Source organism: Gemmobacter aquatilis, assembly GCF_900110025.1.
Lineage (GTDB): Bacteria > Pseudomonadota > Alphaproteobacteria > Rhodobacterales > Rhodobacteraceae > Gemmobacter > Gemmobacter aquatilis.
This window is the reverse complement of sequence record NZ_FOCE01000008.1, coordinates 114,387-137,608: the sequence shown is the minus strand read 5'-3', so window position 1 is coordinate 137,608 and position 23,222 is coordinate 114,387. Positions and strand designations below refer to the sequence as shown.

Annotated in this window: 19 protein-coding genes; 6 read left to right on the top strand and 13 right to left on the bottom strand. The window is 67.3% G+C overall.

The annotated features are described in order from the left end of the window. Positions 1-4 precede the first annotated feature (4 nt). Positions 5-2,050 (bottom strand): FAD-dependent oxidoreductase, encoded by a 2,046-nt coding sequence (locus tag BMX43_RS14050; protein ID WP_091302444.1) that lies wholly within the window; start codon positions 2,048-2,050, stop codon positions 5-7. 146 nt (positions 2,051-2,196) lie between these two features. Between BMX43_RS14050 and BMX43_RS14045 the strand changes: the two genes are divergently transcribed. Continuing rightward, complete coding sequence (locus tag BMX43_RS14045) at positions 2,197-2,817, top strand: TetR/AcrR family transcriptional regulator (RefSeq protein WP_091302442.1); 621 nt, start codon at positions 2,197-2,199, stop codon at positions 2,815-2,817. A gap of 56 nt (positions 2,818-2,873) precedes the next feature. Here BMX43_RS14045 and BMX43_RS14040 read toward each other — a convergent pair whose 3' ends face one another. Both BMX43_RS14040 and dapD read right to left on the bottom strand, forming a co-directional pair. Beyond that, complete coding sequence (locus BMX43_RS14040) at positions 2,874-3,296, bottom strand: MarR family winged helix-turn-helix transcriptional regulator (RefSeq protein WP_091302440.1); 423 nt, start codon at positions 3,294-3,296, stop codon at positions 2,874-2,876. Between the two features lie 112 nt (positions 3,297-3,408). Next, entirely contained in the window at positions 3,409-4,233 is an 825-nt protein-coding gene (dapD, locus tag BMX43_RS14035; protein ID WP_091302437.1) for a 2,3,4,5-tetrahydropyridine-2,6-dicarboxylate N-succinyltransferase, read from the bottom strand. 90 nt (positions 4,234-4,323) lie between these two features. Between dapD and BMX43_RS14030 the strand changes: the two genes are divergently transcribed. Next, positions 4,324-5,148, top strand: a complete 825-nt coding sequence (locus BMX43_RS14030) for an LOG family protein (RefSeq protein ID WP_091302435.1) — start codon at positions 4,324-4,326, stop codon at positions 5,146-5,148. Positions 5,149-5,265: 117 nt separating this feature from the next. On the opposite strand, the gene BMX43_RS14025 is transcribed toward BMX43_RS14030, so the two are convergent. Next, positions 5,266-6,483: a winged helix-turn-helix domain-containing protein gene (locus BMX43_RS14025; RefSeq protein WP_091302434.1), complete on the bottom strand. Its 1,218-nt coding sequence runs from the start codon at positions 6,481-6,483 to the stop codon at positions 5,266-5,268. A gap of 228 nt (positions 6,484-6,711) precedes the next feature. On the opposite strand from BMX43_RS14025, the gene BMX43_RS14020 reads away from it, so the two are divergent. Continuing rightward, the gene (locus BMX43_RS14020; protein WP_091302553.1) at positions 6,712-7,956 is read left to right on the top strand and encodes a cation:proton antiporter domain-containing protein; all 1,245 of its coding nucleotides are present in this window, start codon (positions 6,712-6,714) and stop codon (positions 7,954-7,956) included. A 1-nt stretch (position 7,957) separates the two neighbouring features. Here BMX43_RS14020 and rlmN read toward each other — a convergent pair whose 3' ends face one another. After that, a complete protein-coding gene (gene rlmN / locus BMX43_RS14015) occupies positions 7,958-9,154 on the bottom strand; it encodes a dual-specificity RNA methyltransferase RlmN (protein WP_091302432.1) in 1,197 nt (398 codons plus the stop codon). A 132-nt stretch (positions 9,155-9,286) separates the two neighbouring features. Beyond that, positions 9,287-9,823, bottom strand: coding sequence for an invasion associated locus B family protein (locus BMX43_RS14010; RefSeq protein ID WP_091302430.1), 537 nt, complete (start codon positions 9,821-9,823; stop codon positions 9,287-9,289). Positions 9,824-9,991: 168 nt separating this feature from the next. Here BMX43_RS14010 and BMX43_RS14005 point away from each other — a divergent pair, with 168 nt between their 5' ends. Then, complete coding sequence (locus BMX43_RS14005; protein ID WP_091302551.1) at positions 9,992-10,987, top strand: asparaginase; 996 nt, start codon at positions 9,992-9,994, stop codon at positions 10,985-10,987. 247 nt (positions 10,988-11,234) lie between these two features. Further along, positions 11,235-11,591: a DUF2794 domain-containing protein gene (locus BMX43_RS14000; RefSeq protein ID WP_091302428.1), complete on the top strand. Its 357-nt coding sequence runs from the start codon at positions 11,235-11,237 to the stop codon at positions 11,589-11,591. Between the two features lie 83 nt (positions 11,592-11,674). Here BMX43_RS14000 and BMX43_RS13995 read toward each other — a convergent pair whose 3' ends face one another. The 3 genes from BMX43_RS13995 to BMX43_RS13985 all read right to left on the bottom strand — a co-directional run bounded on the left by BMX43_RS13995 (position 11,675) and on the right by BMX43_RS13985 (position 14,319). After that, positions 11,675-12,496 carry a C40 family peptidase gene (locus BMX43_RS13995; RefSeq protein WP_091302425.1) on the bottom strand — a complete coding sequence of 274 codons (822 nt, stop codon included), beginning with the start codon at positions 12,494-12,496 and terminating at the stop codon, positions 11,675-11,677. Further along, positions 12,496-13,872: a leucyl aminopeptidase family protein gene (locus tag BMX43_RS13990; protein ID WP_091302422.1), complete on the bottom strand. Its 1,377-nt coding sequence runs from the start codon at positions 13,870-13,872 to the stop codon at positions 12,496-12,498. The genes BMX43_RS13995 and BMX43_RS13990 overlap by 1 nt, the downstream gene beginning before the upstream one ends. 63 nt (positions 13,873-13,935) lie before the next feature. Further along, complete coding sequence (locus BMX43_RS13985; RefSeq protein ID WP_091302549.1) at positions 13,936-14,319, bottom strand: hypothetical protein; 384 nt, start codon at positions 14,317-14,319, stop codon at positions 13,936-13,938. Between the two features lie 145 nt (positions 14,320-14,464). Here BMX43_RS13985 and BMX43_RS13980 point away from each other — a divergent pair, with 145 nt between their 5' ends. Further along, complete coding sequence (locus BMX43_RS13980; RefSeq protein WP_091302547.1) at positions 14,465-15,112, top strand: carbonic anhydrase; 648 nt, start codon at positions 14,465-14,467, stop codon at positions 15,110-15,112. Here BMX43_RS13980 and BMX43_RS13975 read toward each other — a convergent pair whose 3' ends face one another. From BMX43_RS13975 to BMX43_RS13960, 4 genes are all read right to left on the bottom strand, one after another. Further along, on the bottom strand, positions 15,113-16,711 hold the full coding sequence (locus tag BMX43_RS13975; RefSeq protein ID WP_175482120.1) for a DUF4139 domain-containing protein: 1,599 nt from the start codon (positions 16,709-16,711) through the stop codon (positions 15,113-15,115). It lies immediately after the preceding gene. Between the two features lie 219 nt (positions 16,712-16,930). After that, on the bottom strand, positions 16,931-18,013 hold the full coding sequence (zapE, locus tag BMX43_RS13970) for a cell division protein ZapE (protein WP_091302417.1): 1,083 nt from the start codon (positions 18,011-18,013) through the stop codon (positions 16,931-16,933). A gap of 36 nt (positions 18,014-18,049) precedes the next feature. Then, positions 18,050-18,673, bottom strand: coding sequence for a 4'-phosphopantetheinyl transferase family protein (locus BMX43_RS13965; protein ID WP_175482119.1), 624 nt, complete (start codon positions 18,671-18,673; stop codon positions 18,050-18,052). Next, entirely contained in the window at positions 18,666-23,213 is a 4,548-nt protein-coding gene (locus BMX43_RS13960) for a MupA/Atu3671 family FMN-dependent luciferase-like monooxygenase (RefSeq protein WP_091302413.1), read from the bottom strand. Before BMX43_RS13960 ends, BMX43_RS13965 begins: the two co-directional genes overlap by 8 nt. Between the last annotated feature and the right edge of the window lie 9 nt (positions 23,214-23,222).

The window sequence follows — 23,222 nt, the reverse complement described above, 5'->3', positions numbered from 1 at the left end:
TCCGTCACACCGCCGCGATCAGCCGCAAGGCGTCATGGATCGCCGCGTGAACATTGCGCGCCTCCACCGCATCGCCGATCCGGTACAGCCGGAACCCGGCAGGCCCCGCCCCTTCGGGCTGCGGCGCCCCGGCGATCAGCGCCGCATAATCCACCGCGCCCAGATTTTCCGATTGCGGCTTCAGCGCAAAATACAGATCGGCCAGCGGCTGCGTGCCGCCATTCACCACCACCTGATCCACCACCCGCTCCTGCCGCAGCGGCATGTAATCCGACCCGATCACCGCGCGCAGCCGGTTGCCGTCCCGCTCCACCGCCTGCAGGCGATAGGTGACGGTGAAGGTGACGGGCTTGTCCTGCAACGCCCGCATATAGGGCACAAGGTTCATGCCCATCACCTCGGGGGCAAAGCTGCGGTCGGGGGTCATCACCTCCACCACCGCACCGCTTTCGGCCAGCAGTTGCGCCGCCTGCAGCGCCGCATGATCGCCCGCCGCGTCGAACAGCAGCACCTGCGCGCCCGGCTTCACATCGCCTGACAGGATGTCCCAGGCCGAAACCACCAGATCGTCGCCCGCGCGCAGCCCCGCCGCATCGGGCATCCCGCCCGTCGCCACGATCACCACATCGGGGCGTTCGGCCAGCACATCCGCCGCCTCGGCCCAGGTGTTGAAACGGAACTCCACCCCCCGCGCGCTGCATTGCGCCATGCGCCAGTCGATGATGCCGATCATCTCGGCCCGGCGCTTGCTTTGCGCCATCAGCCGCACCTGCCCGCCCGGCTGTGCCGCCGCCTCGAACACCACCACGCGATGCCCGCGCTCTGCCGCGACCCGTGCGGCTTCCAGCCCCCCCGGCCCGGCCCCCACCACCACCACCGTCTTGCGCTGCGCGGCGGGCGGGGCGACATGCGGCAGATCGGCCTCGCGCCCGGTGGCGGCATTGTGGATGCACAGCGCCATGCCCCCCTGATAGATCCGGTCCAGACAATAGGTCGCGCCGACACAGGGGCGGATGTCGTCCTCGCGCCCCTCGATGATCTTGCGCACGATATGCGGGTCCGCCATATGCGCCCGCGTCATCCCCACCATGTCCAGCGTGCCCGAGGCGATGGCATGGCGCGCCGTCGCCACATCGGGGATGCGGCTGGCATGGAAGGTGGGCAAGCCCACCTCAGCCCGCACCCGCCCGGCGAAATCCAGATGCGGGGCCGACCGCATCCCCTGCACCGGGATCACATCGGTCAGCGCCGCATCGGTATGGATGCGCCCGCGAATGACGTTGATGAAGTCGATCAGCCCGGCTTCCTTGAACCGCCGCGCCATTTCCACCCCGTCGTCGATGGTGATGCCGCCCGGCTCCGCCTCGTCCGCCACATAGCGCAGGCCCAGAATGAAATCCGGGCCAACCCGCTTGCGGCACGCCTCCAGCACCTCGCGGGCAAAGCGGATGCGGTTGTCGAAAGACCCGCCATAGGGCCCCTCCAGCCGGTTGGTCAGCGGGCTGAACATCTGATCCATCAGATGCCCGTACATCTCGAACTCCACCCCGTCCAGATCGGCAGCCTTCATCCGCTCCGCCGCATCGGCATAGTCGCCGATGACCCGCGCGATGTCCCAATCCTCGATGATCTTCGGATAGGCCCGGTGCGCCGGTTCCTGCGCCGGCCCGGCCCCCAGCACCGGCAACCAGGCGCCCTTGTCCCAGCGGGTGCGATAGCCCAGATGCGACAGCTGGATCATCACCGCCGCCCCCGCCTCGTGGCAGTCGTCGGCCAGACGCTTCATCCAGCCCACCACCTCGTCCTTCCAGGCCAGAACATTGCTGAACACCGGCGGGCTGTCACGGCTGACACTGGCCGACCCGGCGGTCATCACCATCGCCACGCCCGCCTTCGCCCGTTCCAGATGATACAGCCGATAGCGGTCCTTCGGCATCCCGTCCTCGGTATAGGCCGGCTCGTGGCTGGTGGTCAGGATGCGGTTGCGCAGGGTCAGGTGGCGCAACTGATAGGGCTGAAGCAGCGGATCGGTGGACGGGGAAGAAGACATGGGATGCGGGCCTCTGGCTTGCGGTTTCGCCCAGCCTAGCCCGCAGCGCCGAGTCGCGAAAGCCAAAACTCGACACACATGTCGAATTTGCACACCATACCGTCAATTTTCTTGCGACACGCCCCGCAACCGCCTATCCTGCCGCCATGACGACACCTCCCCCCGACCGCGGCTGGCGCGGCACCCCCGATCTCTGGCTCGATGCCGCCCATGCCCTGCTGCTCGAAGCCGGGGTGGACGCCGTGAAGGTCGCCCCGCTGGCCCAGCGCCTCGGCCTGTCGCGCACCAGCTTTTACCACCACTTCCCCGACCGCGAGGCGCTGCTCGCCGCGCTGATCGCCCGGTGGGAGGCGAAGAACACCGCCAACCTTCTGGCCCGCTGCGCCGCCTATGCCGAAACCCTCGCCGAAGCGATGCTGAACGTCTTCGATTGCTGGATCGACCCCGCCCTGTTCGACAGCGCGATGGAATTTGCCCTGCGCAACTGGGCGCTGACCGCCCCCGATCTGGCGCAGAAACTGGCGGAAACCGACGCCGTGCGCCTTGCCGCCCTCACCGCGCTGTTCCGCCGCTTCGGCCGCGACGCGACCGAGGCCGACACCCGCGCCCGCGTGGTCTATCTGACGCAGATCGGCTATATCTCGCTGCGCAGCACCGAACCGCTGGCCCTGCGGCTGGCACGCATCCCGACCTATGTCGAGGCGTTCACCGGCACCCCGCCCACCCCCGCCGAAATCGCCCGCTTCACCGCCCGCCACATGCCCTGACGCGCCAGAGGGGAGCGCGAGCGCCCGTCCGGGGTATTCTTGTCAGATTGAAGCGATCAGACCAGCCGCTGCAACAGCGCCAGCAGCGTGCGCCGCTCCTCCGCCGACAGCGGCGCCAGCGTCGCATCCGTGATCTCGGCGGCGGCGGGATAGTGGCGCCGCACCAGATCCCGGCCCGCATCGGTCAGCGCCACGGTCAGCCGCCGCCTGTCCTCCGGATCGGCCTGACGCGCCACAAGGCCCAGCAGCTCCAGCCGCCCCACCACGCCCTTCACTGTCGCCGCATCCATCGACGCGGCACGGCCCAGCAGGTTCTGGCTCATCGGCCCCGTCTGGTCCAACCGCACGAGGCAGGCGAACTGCATCGCCGTCACGTCCTGAATATGCTCGGAAAATATGTGCAGATGCCGCTGCGTCACCCGGCGCAGCAGATAGCCCACCTGATCATCCAGCACATAGGGATCGGTATTCTGTTCCATCCCTCTGCGATACCCCCGCGCGCGCCTGTCGCGCAAGGCATTTGCGCCCTTGCCCGGCGTCCTGCGGCCACGGCGGGGCATCCCCCCGGCCGGGGCCGCAGAAACGGCGGCGTCAGTCCCGCAGCAGCTCGTTGATCGAGGTTTTCGACCGCGTCTGCGCATCCACCTTCTTCACGATCACCGCGCAATACAGGTTGATGCCGTTCTTCGACGGCATCGACCCCGCCACCACGACCGAACCCGCAGGCACCTCGCCATAGCTCACCGCGCCGGTCTCCCGGTCCACGATCTTGGTCGATTTGCCGATGAACACGCCCATGCCCAGAACCGAGCCTTCGCGCACGATGCAGCCTTCCACCACCTCGGACCGCGCCCCGATAAAGCAGTTGTCCTCGATGATCGTCGGCCCGGCCTGCATCGGCTCCAGCACGCCACCGATGCCCACACCACCCGACAGGTGCACGCCCTTGCCGATCTGCGCACAAGAGCCGACGGTGGCCCAGGTATCCACCATCGTGCCCTCATCGACAAAGGCGCCGAGGTTCACGAAAGACGGCATCAGCACCACGCCCTTGGCGATATGCGCCGATTTGCGCACGATGCAATTCGGCACGGCGCGGAAGCCCGCATCGCGGAAGTCCGCCTCGCCCCAGCCGGCGAACTTGCTGTCCACCTTGTCCCACCAGCTGCTGCCCTGCGGCCCGCCCGATTGCAGCCCCATGTCCTGCAGACGGAAGCCCAGCAGCACCGCCTTTTTCGCCCATTGGTTCACATGCCAGTCGGCACCGCGCTTTTCGGCCACGCGCAGCGTGCCCGCGCCCAGCGCCGCCAGTGTCGCTTCCACGGCGTCGCGGGCCTCGCCCCTGGTGGCCGGGGTAATGGCATCGCGCGCCTCCCAGGCGGTTTCGATGGCGGCTTCCAGTGCGGCGTTGCTCATGGCGCTTCCTCTGTTTCTCTGCGGCGCCCGCAGCTATAGACGGGACACCCCGCCCACGCAATCACCCCCCGAACGTCCCCCGAGGCCCCCATGACCGACGAACCCCGCGCCCATCCCTTCCGCGATTCCGTGCAGGACGTGGCCGCCGCCCACCGCATCCCCGATACGCCGCAGACCCGCGCGCCCGCCTATCGCCTGGCCTTCGCCGACCCCGATTTCCTGATGCGCGAAGAACTGCGCCCCGTCCGCCTGCAACTGGAACTGCTCAAACCGCAGATGGTGCTGGATGAACGCGGCATCAAATCCACCATCGTGCTGTTCGGCGGCGCCCGCATCCCCGCGCCCGAACGCAAAGAGACGGCAAAGACCGAAACCCTCGCCGCCCTGTCGCGCTATTATGGCGAGGCGCACCGCTTTGCCTTCCTGATGACCGAACGGTCGATGGCCAGCTATGGGCGCGAACATGTCATCTGCACCGGCGGCGGGCCGGGCGTGATGGAGGCGGGCAATCGCGGCGCGTCCGAGGCGGGCGGCCAGTCGATCGGGCTCAACATCGTGCTGCCGCATGAACAGGCGCCCAACCCCTATGTGACCCCCGATCTCAGCTTCAACTTCCACTACTTCGCCATCCGCAAGATGCATTTCCTGATGCGGGCCGCCGCGATCTGCGTCTTCCCCGGCGGCTTCGGCACGCTGGACGAAATGTTCGAAAGCCTGACCCTGATCCAGACCGGGCGGATGAAGCGGGTGCCCTTCCTGCTGTTCGGTCGCGCCTTCTGGGAAGGCGTCATCAACTGGCAGGCGCTTGCCGATGCGGGCACCATCAACCCCGAAGACATCGAGCTGTTCACCTATGTCGAAACCGCCGAAGAGGCCGTCGCGGTGATCGACGCCTGGGTCACGCCCTGCGCCTGAGGGCCCAAGGTTAACGCCCGCCCCCCGGCAAAAGGCGCAGCCCCGCTGCGGCACCGGGGGTGCACAGGGGGTGTACCAATGTCACCCCCCCTTTTCGCGGGTTTTGGCCCGGTAAACTCAGCGCGCGGGCGCCAGCGCCGGGCGCTGCCAGTCCGGCGCGAACTCCACCGCATCGCAGCCCGCAAACCGGGCCAGCCGGTCCAGTTCCGCCTCCAGCTTCGCCCGGCGCCCGGCGCCCAAGGCCACGCCCAACTCCGGCCAGAACGCCCGCACCCGCAGCACGCGCGCATCGCGGAACGCCTTCGCATCCACCCGCCCCACCAGCCGCGCGCCTTCCAGCACCGGAAAGACGTAATAGCCGAATTTCCTTTGGTTTTCCGGCACAAACACCTCGATCCGATAGTGAAAGCCGAACAGCCGTTCCGCGCGTTTGCGATCACGCAGCGCCGGATCAAAGGGCGACAGGATGCGCAACCGCGACGGCGGCTCGGGCGGGGGCGCTGCCAGCAGGCCGGGCCGCGCCAGATGCTTGCGCAAACTGCCCTCCGCCCCTTCCACCATCACCTCGACCAGATCACCACGCCGCAGCGCCGTCTCACACCAAGCCTTTGATTCATCAGGTGAAACCGCGCCCCAATAGGCCGCAATCTCGCCGCTAGTGGCAAAGCCCAACCGCGCCAGCGCCGCATCGCAAGCCCAGTCCACCGCCTGTTCCGGCGCCAGATCCAGCCGCCGCACTGCCTCGGGGATCACCCGTTCCGTCAGGTCATAGACCTTGCGAAACCCCTCGCGCCGCGTCACCGAAAGCTCGCCCACCCGCCACAGATATTCCAGCGCCGCCTTCGAGGGATGCCAGTCCCACCAGCCACCCTTGCCGCGCTCCTCCCCCTCGCCCACCTCGGCCGAAGTCACCGGGCCGTGATCGGCAACCCGTTGAAGAACCTCTGAAAATTTCTCGTGAAACCCGGCGCGCTGCCAGCCCGTCCATCGCTGCACCAGCCGCGCGCGGTCGCGGTCAAACCGATGCTTCCAGGCCGGAAACAGCCCCACCGGCAGGATCGAGGCATCATGCGTCCAATGTTCGAACAGCGCCCGGTCCCGCTCCAGCAACCGCGCCAGCGCCTCGGGCTTGTAGCTTTGCCGCCGCGCCCACAAGATCATGTGGTGGGCCCGCGATACGGTGTTGATGCTGTCCACCTGCACAAAGCCTATGCGGTCAATCAGCGTCGCCAAAGCCGCACCGCTCGCCGCCCCCACCGGCGGTTCGGCCAGCGCGTGACGGTCCAGAAACAGGCGCCGGGCAAGGGCATTGGGGATCACGGGCAAATGGCTCATCCCCTAGGGGTAGCAGCCGCCAAACCCGCTGAAAAGCGCCGCGATTGAAATATGATGAAAGATCGCGGGGCGAATCGTGATCCAATCTTTCCCACATTCCCCCACCCTGCCCTTGTGATGGCGCCGCAAAAGTTTACCTTTGAACCATATCCGCCCATCCCCCATCCTGCCCCGCATCTGCGGGTGCAACGCCTTGAAATCACGCGCCTTACCCCCTCGGAGTCCGCATTGGAGCACAGCACGCCCCTCATCGCCACCATCGTCGCCGGTCTCGGCCTTGCCTTCGTCTTTGGCCTGCTGGCGCAGAAACTGCGCCTGCCGCTGATCGCCGGTTACCTGCTGTCGGGCGTCGTCATCGGCCCCTTCACCCCCGGCTATGTGGCAGATCAACATCTTGCGGCAGAGCTTTCCGAACTGGGGGTGATCCTGCTGATGTTCGGCGTGGGGCTGCATTTCTCGCTGAAAGAGCTGCTGGCGGTGAAAACCATCGCGATTCCGGGCGCTTTGGGGCAGATTCTGGTGGCAACCGGCTTTGGCGCCGCCGTCGGCTGGCTGATGGGGTGGAGCTTGGGCGCCAGCCTGATCTTCGGCCTGTCGCTGTCCGTCGCCTCGACCGTCGTGCTGCTGCGCGCCCTGCAGGAACGGCATCTGGAGACAACCGAGCGTGGCCATATCGCCGTCGGCTGGCTGGTGGTCGAAGATCTGGCCATGGTGCTGGCGCTGGTGATGATCCCGCCGCTGGCCGGGCTGTTGGGCGGCAAACCCGTGCCGCTGGACGCGGGCGCCGCCGAGGTGGCCCGCATCGGCCTTGGCCCGCTGACCGCCACGCTGCTGGTGACGGCCGTCAAGGTTTCGGCCTTCGTCGCGCTGATGCTGATCGTCGGGCGCCGCCTGATCCCCTGGCTGCTGGATTATGTAGCGATGACCGGCTCGCGCGAGCTGTTTCGCCTGTCGGTTCTGGCCATCGCGCTGGGGGTGGCCTTCGGATCTTCGGCGATTTTCGGCGTATCCTTCGCGCTTGGCGCCTTTTTTGCCGGTATGGTCATGGCCGGGTCCACCCTGTCGGCGCAGGCGATGAAAGACGTGATGCCGCTGCGCGATGCCTTTGCCGTGCTGTTCTTCGTCTCGGTGGGCATGCTGTTCAACCCGATGATCTTGCTGGAACATCCGGTCGCCGTTCTGGCCACCGTCGCCGTGATCCTGCTGGTCAAATCACTGGCCGCCTATGGGATCATGCGCGCCTTCGGGCATGACCGGGCCGCCGCACTGACCATCGCTGCCAGCCTTGCGCAGATCGGCGAGTTCTCGTTCATCCTGATCGTGATGGGGGTCAACCTGACCATCGTGCCGCCCGAGGCGCGCGATCTGGTCGTGGCGGGGGCGATGCTGTCAATTCTGGTGAACCCGTTGCTGTTCCACCTGATCGATCGGCGCTTCGCGGCCCCGCCCCAGGCGGAACCGCTGCCGGAATAGCTTACAGCCCGGCCTCTGCCGCAATCTCGGCCCGGCTCTTGCGCGCCCGTTCCGTGGCGGATTTCAACTGCCCGCAGGCGGCCATGATATCCTCGCCGCGCGGGGTGCGGATCGGGCTGGCATAGCCAGCCTTGTACAGGATATCGGCAAACACCTCGATCCGCTCCCAATCCGAGCGCACATAGGGCGCGCCGGGCCATTCGTTGAACGGGATCAGGTTGATCTTGGCCGGGATGCCCGCAATCAGCTTCACCAGACGGCGCGCATCGGCGTCGCTGTCGTTCACATCCTTCAGCATCACATATTCAAAGGTGATGCGCTCGCTGTTCGACAGGCGCGGATATTCGCGCAGCGTGTCCAGCAAGGTCTTGATATTCCATTTCTTGTTCACCGGCACCAGCTTGTCGCGCACCTCGTCGGTGGTGGCATGAAAGCTGACGGCCAGCAGGCAGCCGATTTCCTCGGCGGCGCGGGCGATCTCGGGCACGATCCCGCTGGTGGACAGGGTGATACGGCGGCGCGACAGGCTGATCCCCTCGCCATCCATCACCACCTTCATCGCGTCGCGCACGTTTTCAAAGTTGTACAGCGGCTCGCCCATGCCCATCAGCACCACGTTGCTGATCAGCCGGGTTTCATCCTTCGGCGCGCCGGGCACCGGCCATTCGTTCAGATCATCGCGCGCCAGCATCACCTGACCGACGATTTCCCCCGCCGTCAGGTTGCGGACCAGTTTCTGCGTGCCGGTATGGCAGAAGGAACAAGTCAGCGTGCAGCCCACCTGGCTGGAAATGCACAGCGTGCCGCGCGTTTCCTCGGGGATATACACCACCTCAACCTCGTGCCCGCCCGCGATGCGCACCAGATATTTGCGCGTGCCATCGGCCGAAATCTGGCGATTCACCACCTCGGGCACCTCGACCACGAAGTTTTCGGCAAGAAGGGCGCGGTAATCCTTGGCAAGATTGGTCATCTGCGCGAAATCGCGCACGCCCCAATGGTAGATCCACTGCCAGACCTGCCCGACCCGCATCTTCGCCTGCCGCTCCGGCGTGCCCGCAGCGATCAGCGCATCGCGCAACTGGTCGCGCGTCAGGCCGACGAGGTTGGTCTTGCCCCCTTCCGGCAGCTTGCGCGGCAGGGTCAGCACGTCTTGCGTGATCGGGGCAGTCGGGGCGGGGCTAAGCGGGGCGGACATGAGGGCACGGATTCCTTTGGCTGAGCGGGCCTCTTACAGGATAAGCGCGCGCTTGCCAAAGGGAGAAAAGGAAAATTGGCGTGACTGCGCCCGCAGCCCCGCCAAAATCCGGTCAGTCGGCTTGCGCCGCGCTCAGTTGCAGCGTTTCGCCGCGTCTTCCATCGCAGCGGTAAACCCGCGCAGCGAGAAGGTGTCCTTGGTCACGGTGCCCCGGCCCGACCGCGCGGTCAGAACGGCGGTGGAGCCTTTTTTCAGCGCCGCCACAATGGCCGCGTCCTGATCGGCATTCGCCGTCCAGGCAAATTCGCCATCGGTGAACAGTTCAAACCCGGTGCCGCCGATATCGACATTCACGGTCGAACCGCCGGCAAAGGGATAGCCGCCGGTGAAGCTCACCTCGCCCTTGCCGCCGCCACCGGCGCGGAAGGTCACGAACAGCAGAATGTCGCTGCGCTGCGCCGCCACCGGCTTGCCGTCACGGGTGTTCACCGTCTCTTTCGGTTTCGACACGCCCCAGCATTCCTTCGGCTTGCCGTCTGTCGGCTCGCTGAAAACCGACCAGTCGGTCATCACAGCCACCTGATTGGTGGATTCCTGTGCCATCACGCCGGTCGCCGCTGCCAGAACCAGCGCGGCCCCGCCGAGGGTGCGTGCGAGAAGGGATGTCATATATGTCAGCCTCCAGCCGAGAATGCCTGTGCCCATCCTGCGCGACCGCTTGACCCGGCCTTGTATCTGGCAGGATGGAATTGAACCCGATATCCCTTCATAGCGTGAAAATGGCAAGCCACGAAAGGCAGATGCGCCAAGAATCGCGCATCTGTGAGGGAGATGGGCATGAACAAGGCGGTTCCGATGGTCGAAGTCTGGCGCGGGGGGCTGCTGGAAAGCGCCCATTCCGGCCATGCGGTGATCTGCGATGCGTCCGGCAGCATCGTCGAGGCCTGGGGCGACCCGGCGGCGGTGATCTTTCCGCGCTCCTCCTGCAAGATGTTGCAGGCGCTGCCGCTGGTGGAAAGCGGCGCGGCGGATGCCTTCGGGCTGAGCGAATCACAGCTTGCGCTATCTTGCGCCAGCCATCAGGGGGCGGCGCTGCACACCGGCGCGGTGTCGCGCTGGCTGGCCGATCTGGATCTGAGCGAGGCCGATCTGCGCTGCGGCAGCCACGAACCCTATGACCGCACTGAACGCGACCGGCTGATCCGTGCCGAGGCACGACCCTGCCAGATTCACAACAACTGTTCGGGCAAACATGCGGGCTTCCTGACCCTGACCAAACACCTGCGTGCCGGGCCGGATTATGTGGCGCTGGATCACCCGTTGCAGCGCGCCGTGAAAGCGGCGTTCGAGGAGGTGACGGGCGAAGCCAGCCCCGGCCATGGCATCGACGGCTGTTCCGCCCCGAATTTTGCGACAAGCGTGCTGGGGCTGGCCCGCGCCATGGCCTGGTTTGCCGCCGCCCGCGACGGCGGGTCGGCCCGCGAAACCGCCGCCGCCCGGCTGACCCGCGCCATGGCCACCTATCCCGAGATGGTGGCGGGCGAAGGCCGCGCCTGCACCGAGTTGATGCGCGCCATGGGCGGGCGCGTGGCAATCAAGACGGGGGCCGAGGCGGTGTTCGTGGCGATTCTGCCAGACCAGAAGCTGGGCATCGCGCTGAAGATCGTCGATGGCGCCAGCCGCGCGTCGGAGGCGGCGATCTGCGGGCTGCTGATCCGGTTGGGGGTACTGGAGGCGCAGCATCCTGCCGCGCAGAAACGGCTGGGGGCGCCGATGCGCAACTGGCGGGGAATCGAGACGGGCGTTCTGCGTCTGGCGCCCGGTTTCGCGTGATCCGGCAGGAAGCGGTGATGGCCCCCGCCTGAGCGGGGGCCGACCGGTTCACAAGCACATTCCGGCGGCACGGACTGGGTGGGGGCTCTGGCCCGCACCACCGGGGGATCACTTGTTACCCTTTCTGTATCGCCCCGGATCACGGCACCAGTTTGCTGGGCGCCGGGTCTTTGCGCGGCGATTTTACGGCGGCCCTGTGGCCTGCGGGATTCTTGATTTACCACACGGAAGGGGTACACTTTGTAACATGACGATGATGCCACCCGTCCCGCCCGTGCCCATGCGCCGCGACTCCGACCTGCCGGAGCGGGTCTGGTTTGATCGGGCCGAGATGGCGGTGATCCTGTCGCTGTATGGCCGGATGGTCGCGGCGGGGGAGTGGCGCGATTACGGGATCTCGGGGCAGCGCGACGTGGCGGTGTTCGCGGTGTTCCGCCGCACGGCAGAGACGCCGCTGTACCGGATCGAAAAGCGGCCCAACCTGCGGGCAAAGCAGGGCATGTATGCCGTGGTGTCGGAAGGCGGGCAGGTGTTGCGGCGCGGCCATGATCTGGCGGCGGTGCTGCGGGTGCTGGAGAAGAAGCTGATCCGGCCAATCGACTGACAGGGGTCGCGGCTTTGGGCCGAAGCAGAGGGGGCGCTGCCCCCTCACCCCCGGAGTATTTTTACCAGGATGAAGGGGGCCGGTTACAGGATACGGCGGAAATGGGTAGGCTCGCCTTCCCCGGCAGCACGGATGCGGGCGATGGCGGCGGGGATGTCTTCCTCGGTTACCGCCATGACGGCGGCGGTGGCGTGGATCATCCGGTCCGGCGACAGGGCGAGGGCGACATGACCCTTCCAGAAGATCAGGTCATTGCGCTGCAAGGGGGCACCCGCAGGGATGGCGGTGCCGCAGGCGGCTTGCAGATCGCTGTCGCCGGGCAGCGCGAGGCCGCAGGCCTGAAAGGCCAGTTGCGCAAGGCCGGAACAGTCGATCCCGGCGCGGGAATTGCCGCCCCAGAGGTAGGGGGTATGCAGCAGGCTTTGTGCGACCGTGGCCGGATCCGCCAGCCAGTCGCCCAAGGCACGCAGATGCTGGGCGGGCACGAACCCATCCGGCGTTTCGGCCCATGTGCCGGTCTGGCCGATGACCTGCACCCGCGCACCGAGGCTGAGCGCGGCACGCTCGCGGTGCTGGACTTTCGGGCCGTCGTAAAGATGCGTGCCGGGCGTGGCGACCCAATGGCTGGACTCTTGCGGCGCGGCAAGGGCGGCTTCGGGCAGGTAGCCGCAATAGCCGTCTTTCGCCGCTTGCAGGAAGGCCCAGCCTGCGTGCCGGTCGATCACCGTCACCGCCTCGCCCCACAGAAGCTGGCGGTCGCGGGCGCCATCGGGGGCTTTCAGCAGATCGGCCACCGGCAAGGCGACGCGGGCCGGTTCGCCCTTCGTGTAAAGGGGGGCGTCAACGAGGCCGCGCAGGGTTTCCAGCGCGGCGCGGCCATTGGCGGGGGTCAAGCGGCGATCCATCACAGCCCCAGCATGTCCGGCAGACCTTGCAGAATGGCCCGCGCGCCCTGCCCCACGCCCCCCTTGGGCCGGGCCGGGGCATCGCTGGGCGTGTGGCCGTAAATGTCGAAATGGATGTAGCGCGGGTGATCGGCGAAGCGGCGCAGGAACAGCGCGGCGGTGATCGAACCTGCGAAGCCGAAGCCCGGCGCGTTGTCGAGATCGGCAATGCCCGGCTCGATGACGCTTTCATAGGCATCGTGGAACGGCAGGCGCCAGACCGGATCGGCGCCCTGTTTCGCCCCGGCCTCCAGCGCCGCAGCAAGGCTTTCGTCATCGGTGTAATAGGGTGCAAGGTCGGGGCCGACCGCCACCCGCGCAGCCCCCGTCAGCGTCGCCATCGAGATCAGCAGTTCCGGGTTTTCCTCGGCGGCCCAGGCCAGCGCATCGCCCAGCACAAGGCGGCCTTCGGCATCGGTATCATTCACCTCGACCGTCAGCCCCTTGCGCGAGGTCAGGATGTCTTTCGGGCGCATCGCCCGCCCAGACACCGAATTTTCCACCGCTGGCACGATGACCCGCAGGCGCAGCGGCAGGTTCAACTGCATGATCATCTGCGCCAGCCCCATCACGGTGGCCGCCCCGCCCATGTCTTTCTTCATCAACTGCATCCCGGAGGAGGGCTTGAGGTTCAGCCCCCCGGTATCGAAGCACACCCCCTTGCCGACCAGTGTCACGCTTGGCCCGCGCTGGCCCCAGCGCAGCGCCAGCAGGCGCGGCGCACGGTCCGATCCCTTGCCGACGGCATGGATCATCGGGAAGCCACGCTCCAGATCGGCGCCCGCGACAACCTCGGTCGCCGCGCCAAAGCGTTCGGCCAGCGCCAGAAAGGCCACCTCCAGCTCTGCCGGGCCCATATCCTGCGCGGGGGTGTTGATCAGATCGCGGGTCAGACATTCCCCGGCTGCCATCGCAAGGATGCGCCCCTCGTCCACCCCTTCGGGGCATTTCAGGCCGGGCAGCACGGTGCTGGCCGGTTTGTAACGGTCAAAGCGGTATTGCGCGAGCAGCCATCCCAGCGCCGCCTCGGCCCGGTGTTCCGGGGCCAGCCCGGTAAAATGCCAATCCCCCGCTGGCAACACCGCCACGGCGCGGGCAAGGCCAAAGCGGCTGCGCGCCCGGGTTTTCGCCGTGCCAAAGCCGACCACCGCGCCCGCCACCTTGCCGCCCGCGCCGGGGAGCAGCGCCACCTCGCCCAATCCCGCGCGAAAGCCCGCATCGCGCAGCCAGACCGCGGTTTCCACCGGCTGCGCCTCGATCCAGCGGTCCAGCGCATCCGCCGCCACCACATGCAGCGGACGGGAGGGGGCGGCGGGGTCGGCGAAGGTCGGGGTCATGCGCAATCCTCAGGCTTTGGTTTGACCGGAGCCTAATCTTTCGCGCGCCGCCTGCAAGCCCGCTTACAGCATCTGATCCAGCAGGCTGCGATCCGGCGCCAACGAGCGTTCCGCCACCCGAATCAGCCGGGCCCAGACAGCGGAAAACGCCGTCACATCCCCCTGTTCCAGACACAGCCGCACATCACCCGCCACAGCACCAAGGCTGATCATGCCCAATTGCCCCGCCATGCGCTGCAATCTGCGCAACTGGCGCGACAGATCGTTCAGATCATGCGCCCGCACCTGCGCCGCCAACCCCGACATGGTGAGCGCAAGCTCCCCCAAAGCACGGGTCACCACCTGTTCGGCCTGTGCCGTGCCCAGATCGCGATAGATCGCCACCACCGGCGCGGAATCCTGCCGGATACTGTCCTTCGGTCGCAAGACCGTCACATTCCCTGTCATGTCGAACCCAACCCCTTGGATCACACCCAGACCGATCTTCGCCCGGCAGGCTGAACAAAAGGTTGACCCCGCCCCAAGAAACCTCTCGAATTTTCTGCAATTGCAGCATAATCAGGGCGCCACAACCTGCCTGACGGAGGACATGATGGACGACGCCAGACCGCTGCCCAGCTACCTGATCAGCCGCTATCAGGGCTGGCGGGCAACGACATTCCAGGACAACAAGGCGTGGTATCGCCGCCTTGCCGAACTGGGCCAGCACCCCCGCGCGATGATCATTTCCTGCTGCGATTCCCGCCAGCATGTGACCTCGATCTTCGGCGCGGACGAGGGCGAATTCTTCATCCACCGCAATATCGCCGGCCTGGTGCCGACCTATTGCCCCGATGGCGGCAATCATGGCACCTCGGCCACGGTGGAATATGCGGTAACGGCGCTGAAAGTGGCGCATGTGATCGTGATCGGCCATTCCAATTGTGGCGGCGTCAAGGGTTGCCACGACATGTGTTCGGGCAAAGCCCCGGAATTGCTGGAAAAATCCAGCTTCGTCGGTCGCTGGATGGACATCCTGCGCCCCGGCTACGAGCGCATCACCCATCTGCCCGAGGCCGAGCGCACCCGCGCGCTGGAAAAAGAGGCCGTGCTGATCAGCCTTGAAAACCTGATGACCTTCCCCTTCGTGAAAGAAGCGGTCGAGGCCGAGGTGCTGACCCTGCACGGGCTGTGGAACGATATCGGCGAAGGCGGGCTGGAACATTACGATCCGGCGCAGAAAGCCTTCGTCGCGATCTGATCATCGCAGCTCCATCCCGGCGGGCCAGCGCAGTTTCGCCTCCAGCAGAATCTCGCGCTTGGCCCCCGGTGCCAGATCGAAATGCCAGCCCAGCAACCCGCGCTGCCCCTCAGGGTCGGTCTCGTCGGGTTTGGGGGTGGCGCTGTAGACAACCTCCAGATCCTCTTGTTCCGAATAGGGGATCTGGTCGATCACATGCAGCGGCCAACTGTCCTGCGTCAGGTTTTCCACCCGCAGCAGCGCCTTTTCCACCCGCGCGGTGTCCGAGGTCAGGATACCGGCATCACCTTCGGAATTCTGCGGCATCTCGCGTGTCAGGCGAAGCCCGTCAATCGCACCGAACGGCAGTTCTGCCTCGGCCCCAGCCGGGATCAGCTCCAGTTCCGTCGCGCCGATCAGCGTGCCTTCGCGCATCAGCAGCACTTCGCCCGGCAGCAGCGGCTCGTCGCCATTGGTGAACCGCGCCAACGCAAAGGCCGTGCGGTCAAGCCGCGGCACGGCGCGGGCCTCGATCTCGGGGGTGAAGGTCAATTCGCCCAAGGCCACGCGCAGATCCTCGACACCACTGGCCACATCGACAGTGCCGGGCGCCCGATACACCACCACGTCGCCGTCAAGCTCGGCCATGGCGGGCTCCATCATCGCCTCCATCACCGGGGCTGCCGCCATCACCGCATCCTCGCTCGCCATGCCCTTGGCATAGGCTCGCTCCTGCTCGGGGTCGGCGATGCGGCGCAGATCGGGCCACAGCTCCGACGGCGCCGCCTGTTCCGTGGGCCGCGCGGTGGAAAGCGTCAGCGCCACCCCCGCCCAATCCTCGCCCGAGGCTTGCGACACCAGCGCGCCGCGCGCCAGTACCAGGGACGGCGCGGGCTTGCGGGTCAGCGCGGCATCATAGACCGGGCGCCAACTGGCCTCCTCGATGAAATGCGTCACGGTCAGATGCCCCGGCCCGTCCGCCACCTGCGCAATGGCCACCGACAACAGCGCCTTCCCGGCCTGCGCGGCGCGGCGCGCATCACGGGCGGCAATCGCCTCGGCCAGCGCAACTTCGGCCTGCTGCACCACACGCCCCGCTTCGGCCCGCGCGCCCTGCGCCGCCAACAGCGATTCGCGCACTGCCAGCACCTCTTGCGCGATCATCCGCCCCATCGCCGCCAGATCGGCAGGCGCTTGGGTCGTCACCTCGGCTTTCGCACCCCGCAGAAAGCCGACCTGCGCCTCGGCTGCCTCGATCCGCGCGTCAATCCGGGCCAGATCCAGCAGCGCCGCATCGCGCGCCGCCTGTGCCGCCCCAATCGCCGCCTCCAGTTCCGGCAAGGGCAGCGGCACCGCCGGGGCCAGCCCGGCCTCCTGCAGGCTGAACCCGCCCGCCTGCGTCCCCTCCGCCCCCGCAACCCGGATCATCCCCGGCGCGATCCCTTCGGGCAGATCGGCGATGCGCAGATCGTGCCGCCCGGCCGGCGCCGAAAACGCCACCTCGCGCGTCACCCGCGCGCCTTGCGGATACAGCACCACCTCGGTGACGGTCGATCCGACGGAAATCGTATCCGCCAGCACCGGCAGCGGCAAAAACACCAAAGTCAGAAACAAACGCATCCAAAACCCCCGGACAGAATGGCCGCAGGATGCGCGCCCGCCCCGGCCTTGGCAAGCCTCTGCCTCCCGCTTCATCCTGGCAAAAATACTCCGGGGGGTGAGGGCCGCCCGGACGGGCTTCCGGGGGAAGCACGTCAGGCCCGAACGCACGATCCGCAAGGATCGGGCGGGGCAGCCGCAGGCGACGGGGCAGCGCCCCCTCTTGCGCCCGTCAAACGGCTAAACCTTGCCCCATTGCGCGCCCTGCATCTCGCGCAACCGGCTGGCCGTGCGCTCAAACTCGAACGCCCCGGCGCCTTCGACATACAGCCGCTCCGGCACATCGGCGGCAGAGCAGATCAGCTTGACCTTCGCCTCATACAGCGCGTCGATCAGCGTCACGAACCGCTTCGCCTCGTTGTAGTTGGAGGCTGATAGCTGCGGCACATCTTCAAGGATCAGCACCCGCACCGCGGCGGCAATCGCCAGATAATCCGCCGCCCCCAAGGGCTTGGCGCACAGATCCCAGAACGTCGCCCGCGCCACGCCATTGGCGAAATGCGGCACTTCCACCTCGCGCCCGTTCACCGGCAGGCGCAGCACCTCGCCCGGCGTGCCGCCCGACAGATCAGACCAGATCGCCCCGATCGCCGCCCCCGACTGGCCTGCCGGATGGAAATAGACCTGCGCGCCCTGCAACCGGTGCTGGCGGTAATCGTTCGGGCTTTCCAGCTCCTGCACCAGCAGCTTGTCGTTCAGATAGGCGATGAAGGGCACAAACAGCGCGCGGTTGAGGCCGTTCTTGTACAGATCCTCGGGCGGGCGGTTCGAGGTGGTCACGATCACCACGCCCTGATCCATCAGCAACTGGAACAGCCGCCCGACGATCATCGCATCGGTGATGTCGGTGATCTGCATCTCGTCAAAGGCCAGCAGCCGCAACTCGCGCGCCACCGCATCGGCCACCGGGGCCAGCGCATCATCGACCCCCTTTTGCCGGGCGGCATGCATCCCCTTGTGGATCTCCTGCATGAAGGCATGGAAATGCACCCGGCGCTTGCCGGCAATCGCCAGATGTTCCACGAACAGGTCCATCACCATGGACTTGCCGCGCCCCACCCCGCCCCAAAGGTAAAGCCCCTTCGGCGGCGCCACCGGGCGCGCGAACAGCCCGGCCAGCAGGCCGGTCTTGCGCGGCGGTGTGGTCTCCAGCCAAAGCCGCAGGCTTTCCAGCACAGGCAGCACCGCATGTTGCGCCGGGTCCGCCCGCAGGCGGCCCTCGGCCACGCGGGCCTCGTAAATCTCGGTCAGGGTCTGTCGCATACCCCTGTATACCGTCGCTGCGCTTGCGAGAAAAGGTCAGAGCGTGACAGTGCAGAGGAAATGCCCGTCCACCTGGGCATGGCGGCCCTGCAACTGCGTGCCGCGCGGGAAGGGCGGAATATCCTCGGCAAAGGTGGCGGTGAACTGCCCGCCCTCGATCTGCACCGCCAGCGCCTGAAAATCGAACAGGCGGCGCGAGATCGGATATTGCGCCTTGTAGGCCGCTTCCTTGGCGCAAAAGATCAGCTTGGCCAGATCGGGCGCCACACTGCGTTCTTCCGGGCGCAACACGATGTCGCGCAGGTCATCGTCCAGCGGCGTGGCAGGCTCCAGATCCAACCCCAACCCGCGCAACGGGTGCCGCGCCACCGCCGCAAGGCAGAGCGTGCCGCTATGGCTGATCGAGCCGCACAGCCCCATCGGCCACAGCGGCGCGCGGTCGCGCTGCATCGGCACCGGCACTGGCGGCAAGCCCAGTTCGGCCATGGCCAGCCGTGCCGCCACACGCCCGGCGCGAAACTCGGCCAGACGCGTGGCGACGGCGGCAATCTCCTCGCCCGGAAAGCCCGGGCGCGGCATCCCCGGATCGGCCACGCCCACGCCGCAGCCGGGCGGCAACAGCCCGCGCGCCGCCGCCTGCAAGGCCGTCAGATCAGCCATCCACCCGGCCACCGCGCAAGGCACGCCGCCGCGCCATGGCATCCGCCCGCGCCTCGGCCCGATCAGCCAGCCCTTGCGGCTGTGCTGCGGTATTGGCCGGGGCCGCCGCAGGCGTCGCAGGCTTCGGTGCCCCCTCCAGATGCGCGGCCAGCGCCGACAGCGTGGGAAAGCGGAAGATGTCGGTGATCGACAGCTTGGTCAGCCCCAGCCCGTCGCGCAATTCACGATGCGCCTGCACCGCCAGCAGCGAATGGCCCCCCAGCGCAAAGAAATTGTCCTTCGCCCCCACCTTGGGCACGCCCAGCACCTTTTGCCAGATCGCGGCGATCTGCGCCTCCAACCCGGCTTCGGGCGCGACATGGGCGGCCTGTTCCACCTGTGCCTGCGGCGCGGGCAGCGCCTTGCGGTCCACCTTGCGGTTGGGGGTCAGCGGGAAACTGTCCAGCCGCACAAAATGTGCCGGGATCATATGATCGGGCAACAGCGCCGCCAGCGCGGGTTTCAGCGTCTCGGCACTGGCCGTGCCGGTGACATAGGCCACCAGCCGCAGATCGCCCGGCTGATCCTCGCGCGCCAGAACCACGGCCTGAGACACCCCCGGCTGCGCCTCCAGCGTGCTTTCGATCTCGCCCAGCTCGATCCGGTAACCGCGCAGCTTCACCTGATAATCCGCCCGCCCGAGGTAATCGAGCTTGCCATCGGCGCGCAGCCGCACCAGATCGCCGGTCCGATACATCCGCGCGCCCCAGACGCAGGCATTTTCGCGGATGAACGGGTCGGGCAGAAAGCGTTCCGCCGTCAGATCAGGCCGCTGCCAATAGCCGCGCGTCACGCCATCGCCGCCGATCCACAACTCGCCCGCCGTGCCGGGCGGCACCGGCTGTTGCCGGTCGTCCAGCACATAAAGCTGCGTGTTGGCGATGGGCGTGCCGATATTCACCACCCCTTCGCCACCCTGCGCGGTTTCCGTGGTGGACCAGATCGTGGTTTCGGTCGGCCCATACATGTTTTCGATCTTCGCCTGCGTCACCCGGCGCAGATCGCTGACAAAGGCCCCCGGCAGCGCCTCGCCGCCCAGCATCAGGGTTTTCACCCCGGCCAGCGCCATCTGCGCCTCGTCATTCAGCATGATCATCCGCGCCATCGAGGGCGTGCATTGCAGATGCGTCACCTTATGGCGGATGATCTGCGCCGCGATCGAGTAATCGTCGGCGGCAGGCCCCGCCCCGGCATTGGCGCGGCGCAGCACCTCGGCCAGCGGATAAAGCCCCTCCATCACCGCTTCGGGGGCGATACCATAGTCGATCAGGCAGGCGACTTCGGTCACCCCGATGCGCTTCAGGCTTTCCACCCGCGCCAGCGCGTCTTCCACCGTGCCGAACAGGCCGGAATCCTCGAAATACCGCTGGAAGGCGAAATCGAGGATCGCCTCGTTTTCTTCCGCCGACAGGGTGCGCAGGTCGATATCCATCGGGTTTTCAATGCCCTGCGGTTTCTTGAACGCCGGGAAGGCCCAGGCATACTGCTTCACCAACCCCACGGCGGCGGCGAGGTAATCCTTCATCGGCTTTTCCGCCACGCGCCGGGCCTGTTCGCGGTCGCGGCAGACATAGGTGTGCAGCATCAGCGTCACCTTGAACTGCGCCGGATCATGCCCCGCCTTGCGCAGCGCGTCGTGATAGATGGCGATCTTGCCCGCCACCTCGTCAATGCTCTGGCCCAGAAGGTGGGTCAGCACATTCGCGCCAATCTCGCCCGCCTCGCGCCATGTGGCGGGGTTGCCGGCGGTGGTCACCCAGATCGGCAGATCCTGCGACACCGGGCGCGGTTGCGTCACCACGCCGAATGTGCCGGTTTTCGTCGGAAACTCCACCGCCTCGCCCCGCCACAGGCGGCGCAACTGGGCGATGCCGTCGAACATCGCGGCGCGGTTGTTCGGCGGGGTATTCTCGGGCCGCAGCACGAAATCATCGGGCTGCCAGCCGCTGGCAATCGCCAGCCCGGCCCGCCCGTTGGTCAGGTTGTCGATCACCGCCCAATCCTCGGCCACCCGCGCCGGATGGTGCAACGGCAGCACGACAGACCCGGCCCGCACGCCGATATTCTTCGTCACCGCCGCCACCGCCGCGCCGGTCACGCTCGGGTTCGGATAGGGGCCGCCAAAGGCGTGGAAATGGCGTTCCGGTGTCCAGACGGCGCAGAACCCATGCTCATCGGCAAAGCGGGCACCGTTCAGCAGCAACTCGTATTTCTTCGGGCCGACGCCATCGTCATTGCCCCAGTAATACAGCGAAAACTCCATCCCCTGCGCCGAGGCGATGGTGCCATTCGACACCAGCGCCCGGTTTTCATCCGAGGTTAGCACCAGCTTGAACCCGCGCGCCAGCGTCCAGAACAGCTCCAGCACCGAAATGTCGAAGGACAGCGAGGTGACGGCCAGCCAGACAGAGCCCGAGGCATGGTCGATCCGCCCATCCATCCCGGCAAAGAAGTTGGCGACGTTGCGATGTTCGACCATCACCCCCTTGGGCCGCCCGGTAGAGCCGGAGGTGTAGATCATATAGGCCAGATCGGCAGAGGTAACGCCCGAAGCCGGGTTCGCCGCATCCGCCAGCCCCAGCCGCCCGTCGGTATCAAGGCACAGCACCTGCGCCTGATGCGCGGGCAGCGCCGGTTCCAGCGCCGCCTGCGTCACGATCACCGGGCAGGCGCTGTCTTCGATATACAGCGCCGTGCGGTCGGCGGGATAGGCCGGGTCCATCGGCACATAAGCCCCGCCCGCCTTCTGGATCGCCAGCGCCCCGATCAGCAGGTTCAGCGACCGGCGCAGATGCAGGCCGACCAGCGTGCCGGGCCGCACCCCCATGCCGATCAGCACCTGCGCCGCCCGGTTGGCGCGGGCATTGAGCTGCGCATAGGTCAGGCTTTCGCCCTCGAACACCACGGCCACCGCATCGGGGCTGCGCGCCACCTGCGCCTCGAACGCCTGATGCACGCACAGGCTGGCGTCATAGGGGGTGGCGGTGCGGTTGTGCTGATACAGCACCTCGTCCAGTTCCGCGGGCGTCAGAACCGGCAGGGTTTCCACCCGCGCATCCCCCTGCGCCGCTGCGGCAAAGGCGGCGATGCGGGCCGCCATCGCCTCGGCCTGCGCGGCGGTCAACCGGCTGGCATCGTAGTGCAGCGCATCGGGGGCCAGCGTGACCACCGTGCCGGGCACCGGCGCAAGGCCCAGCCCGAAGGCGGGCGGTTGCAGGCCGAACAGCTTGCGATCCCGCGCCAGCAGATCCAGCGCAAACCCCGGATGCGCGGCAGCAGCGTCCAGCGCCGTCGTCACCCGGGCCAGCGCCTCGGGCAGCGCGCCTTCTGCCGCCACGCGCAGCGGCACCCAGTCCGACAGGATGCCTTCGGCCGCATGAGCCGCGCCAAAGGCCAGATCGGCCACCGGCTTGCCCGACAGCCGCACCGCCGCCAAGGCCCCCAGCGCCAGCGAGGGCAGCGCCACCGGCACGCTTTGCCAGAAGGCCGGGGCAGTGGCCGCCGCAGCGCCCGCAACCTCTGCCGGGTCCAGCGCCAGCAAGGCCTTGCGCTGCGCCGGTTCCTGCGGCGCCACCCGCGCCAGCGCCGCCGTCAGCGCCGCAGCCTCTGCCGGGCTGGCCGAGGCCAGCGGGTTGGGCAGCGACAGGCCCGAAACCGGAAACCCCTTCTGGCAGGTCAGCCGCGTCAGCCGCACCGCCCCCGCGCCGCAAGCCACCGTCACGTCATCTTCTGTGGCGGCCAGCACCTGCCCCGGCACGCCTGCACCGGCCACAACCTCCGCCCCGCCCACCACGACATAGCGCCCGCCATCCCACAGTTTGGCGCAGGTCAGCGGGTTCCAATAGGTGCCATGATCCAGCGCGCGCACCAGCGCCGCGACCTCTGCCGCCGTCCGGGTGAAATCCAGCCGCCCCGCCGCCGCAGGCCGATCCGCCCGCGTATGAACCGTGCGTTGCGTGAAATCCTGTGCCCGGCGGTGCGGCGCGCCCAGGGCCAGCGCCTCGATCAAGGCCGGGAAACTGTCAATCGCCGCTTCAAAACACCGGGTGTTCAGCGTCAGCGCGGTATCACTCGGCAGCACCGGGAACAGCCGCTGATCAAGGATTTCGCCCTCGTCCACCCCTGCGGTGATCATGTGCCAGGTGATGCCATGCTGCGGTTCCTGCGCCAGAATGGCCCAGACCGGCGCATTCAGCCCGGCATGGCGCGGCAACGGCCCGTCATGGAAGTTCACCCCGCCCTGCCGCGCCAAAGCCAGCGCGGCTTCGGGCACCAGCGACAGGTTGGCGATCGACAGCAACCAATCCACCTGCCCCGGCAGCGCCGCGTCCCATCCCCGATCCTGCGCCAGCACGCTCAGGCCCTTTGCCTGCCCCCAGGCCCGGACATCCGGGTTGCGCGTGATCAGCGCCGCGATGGCATGGCCGCGCGCCAGCAGCATCTCGCCACATTCGCGGGTCAGGCTTTCATTGCCGATCAGGTAACAGGAAAACGGGTTCATCCTACACTC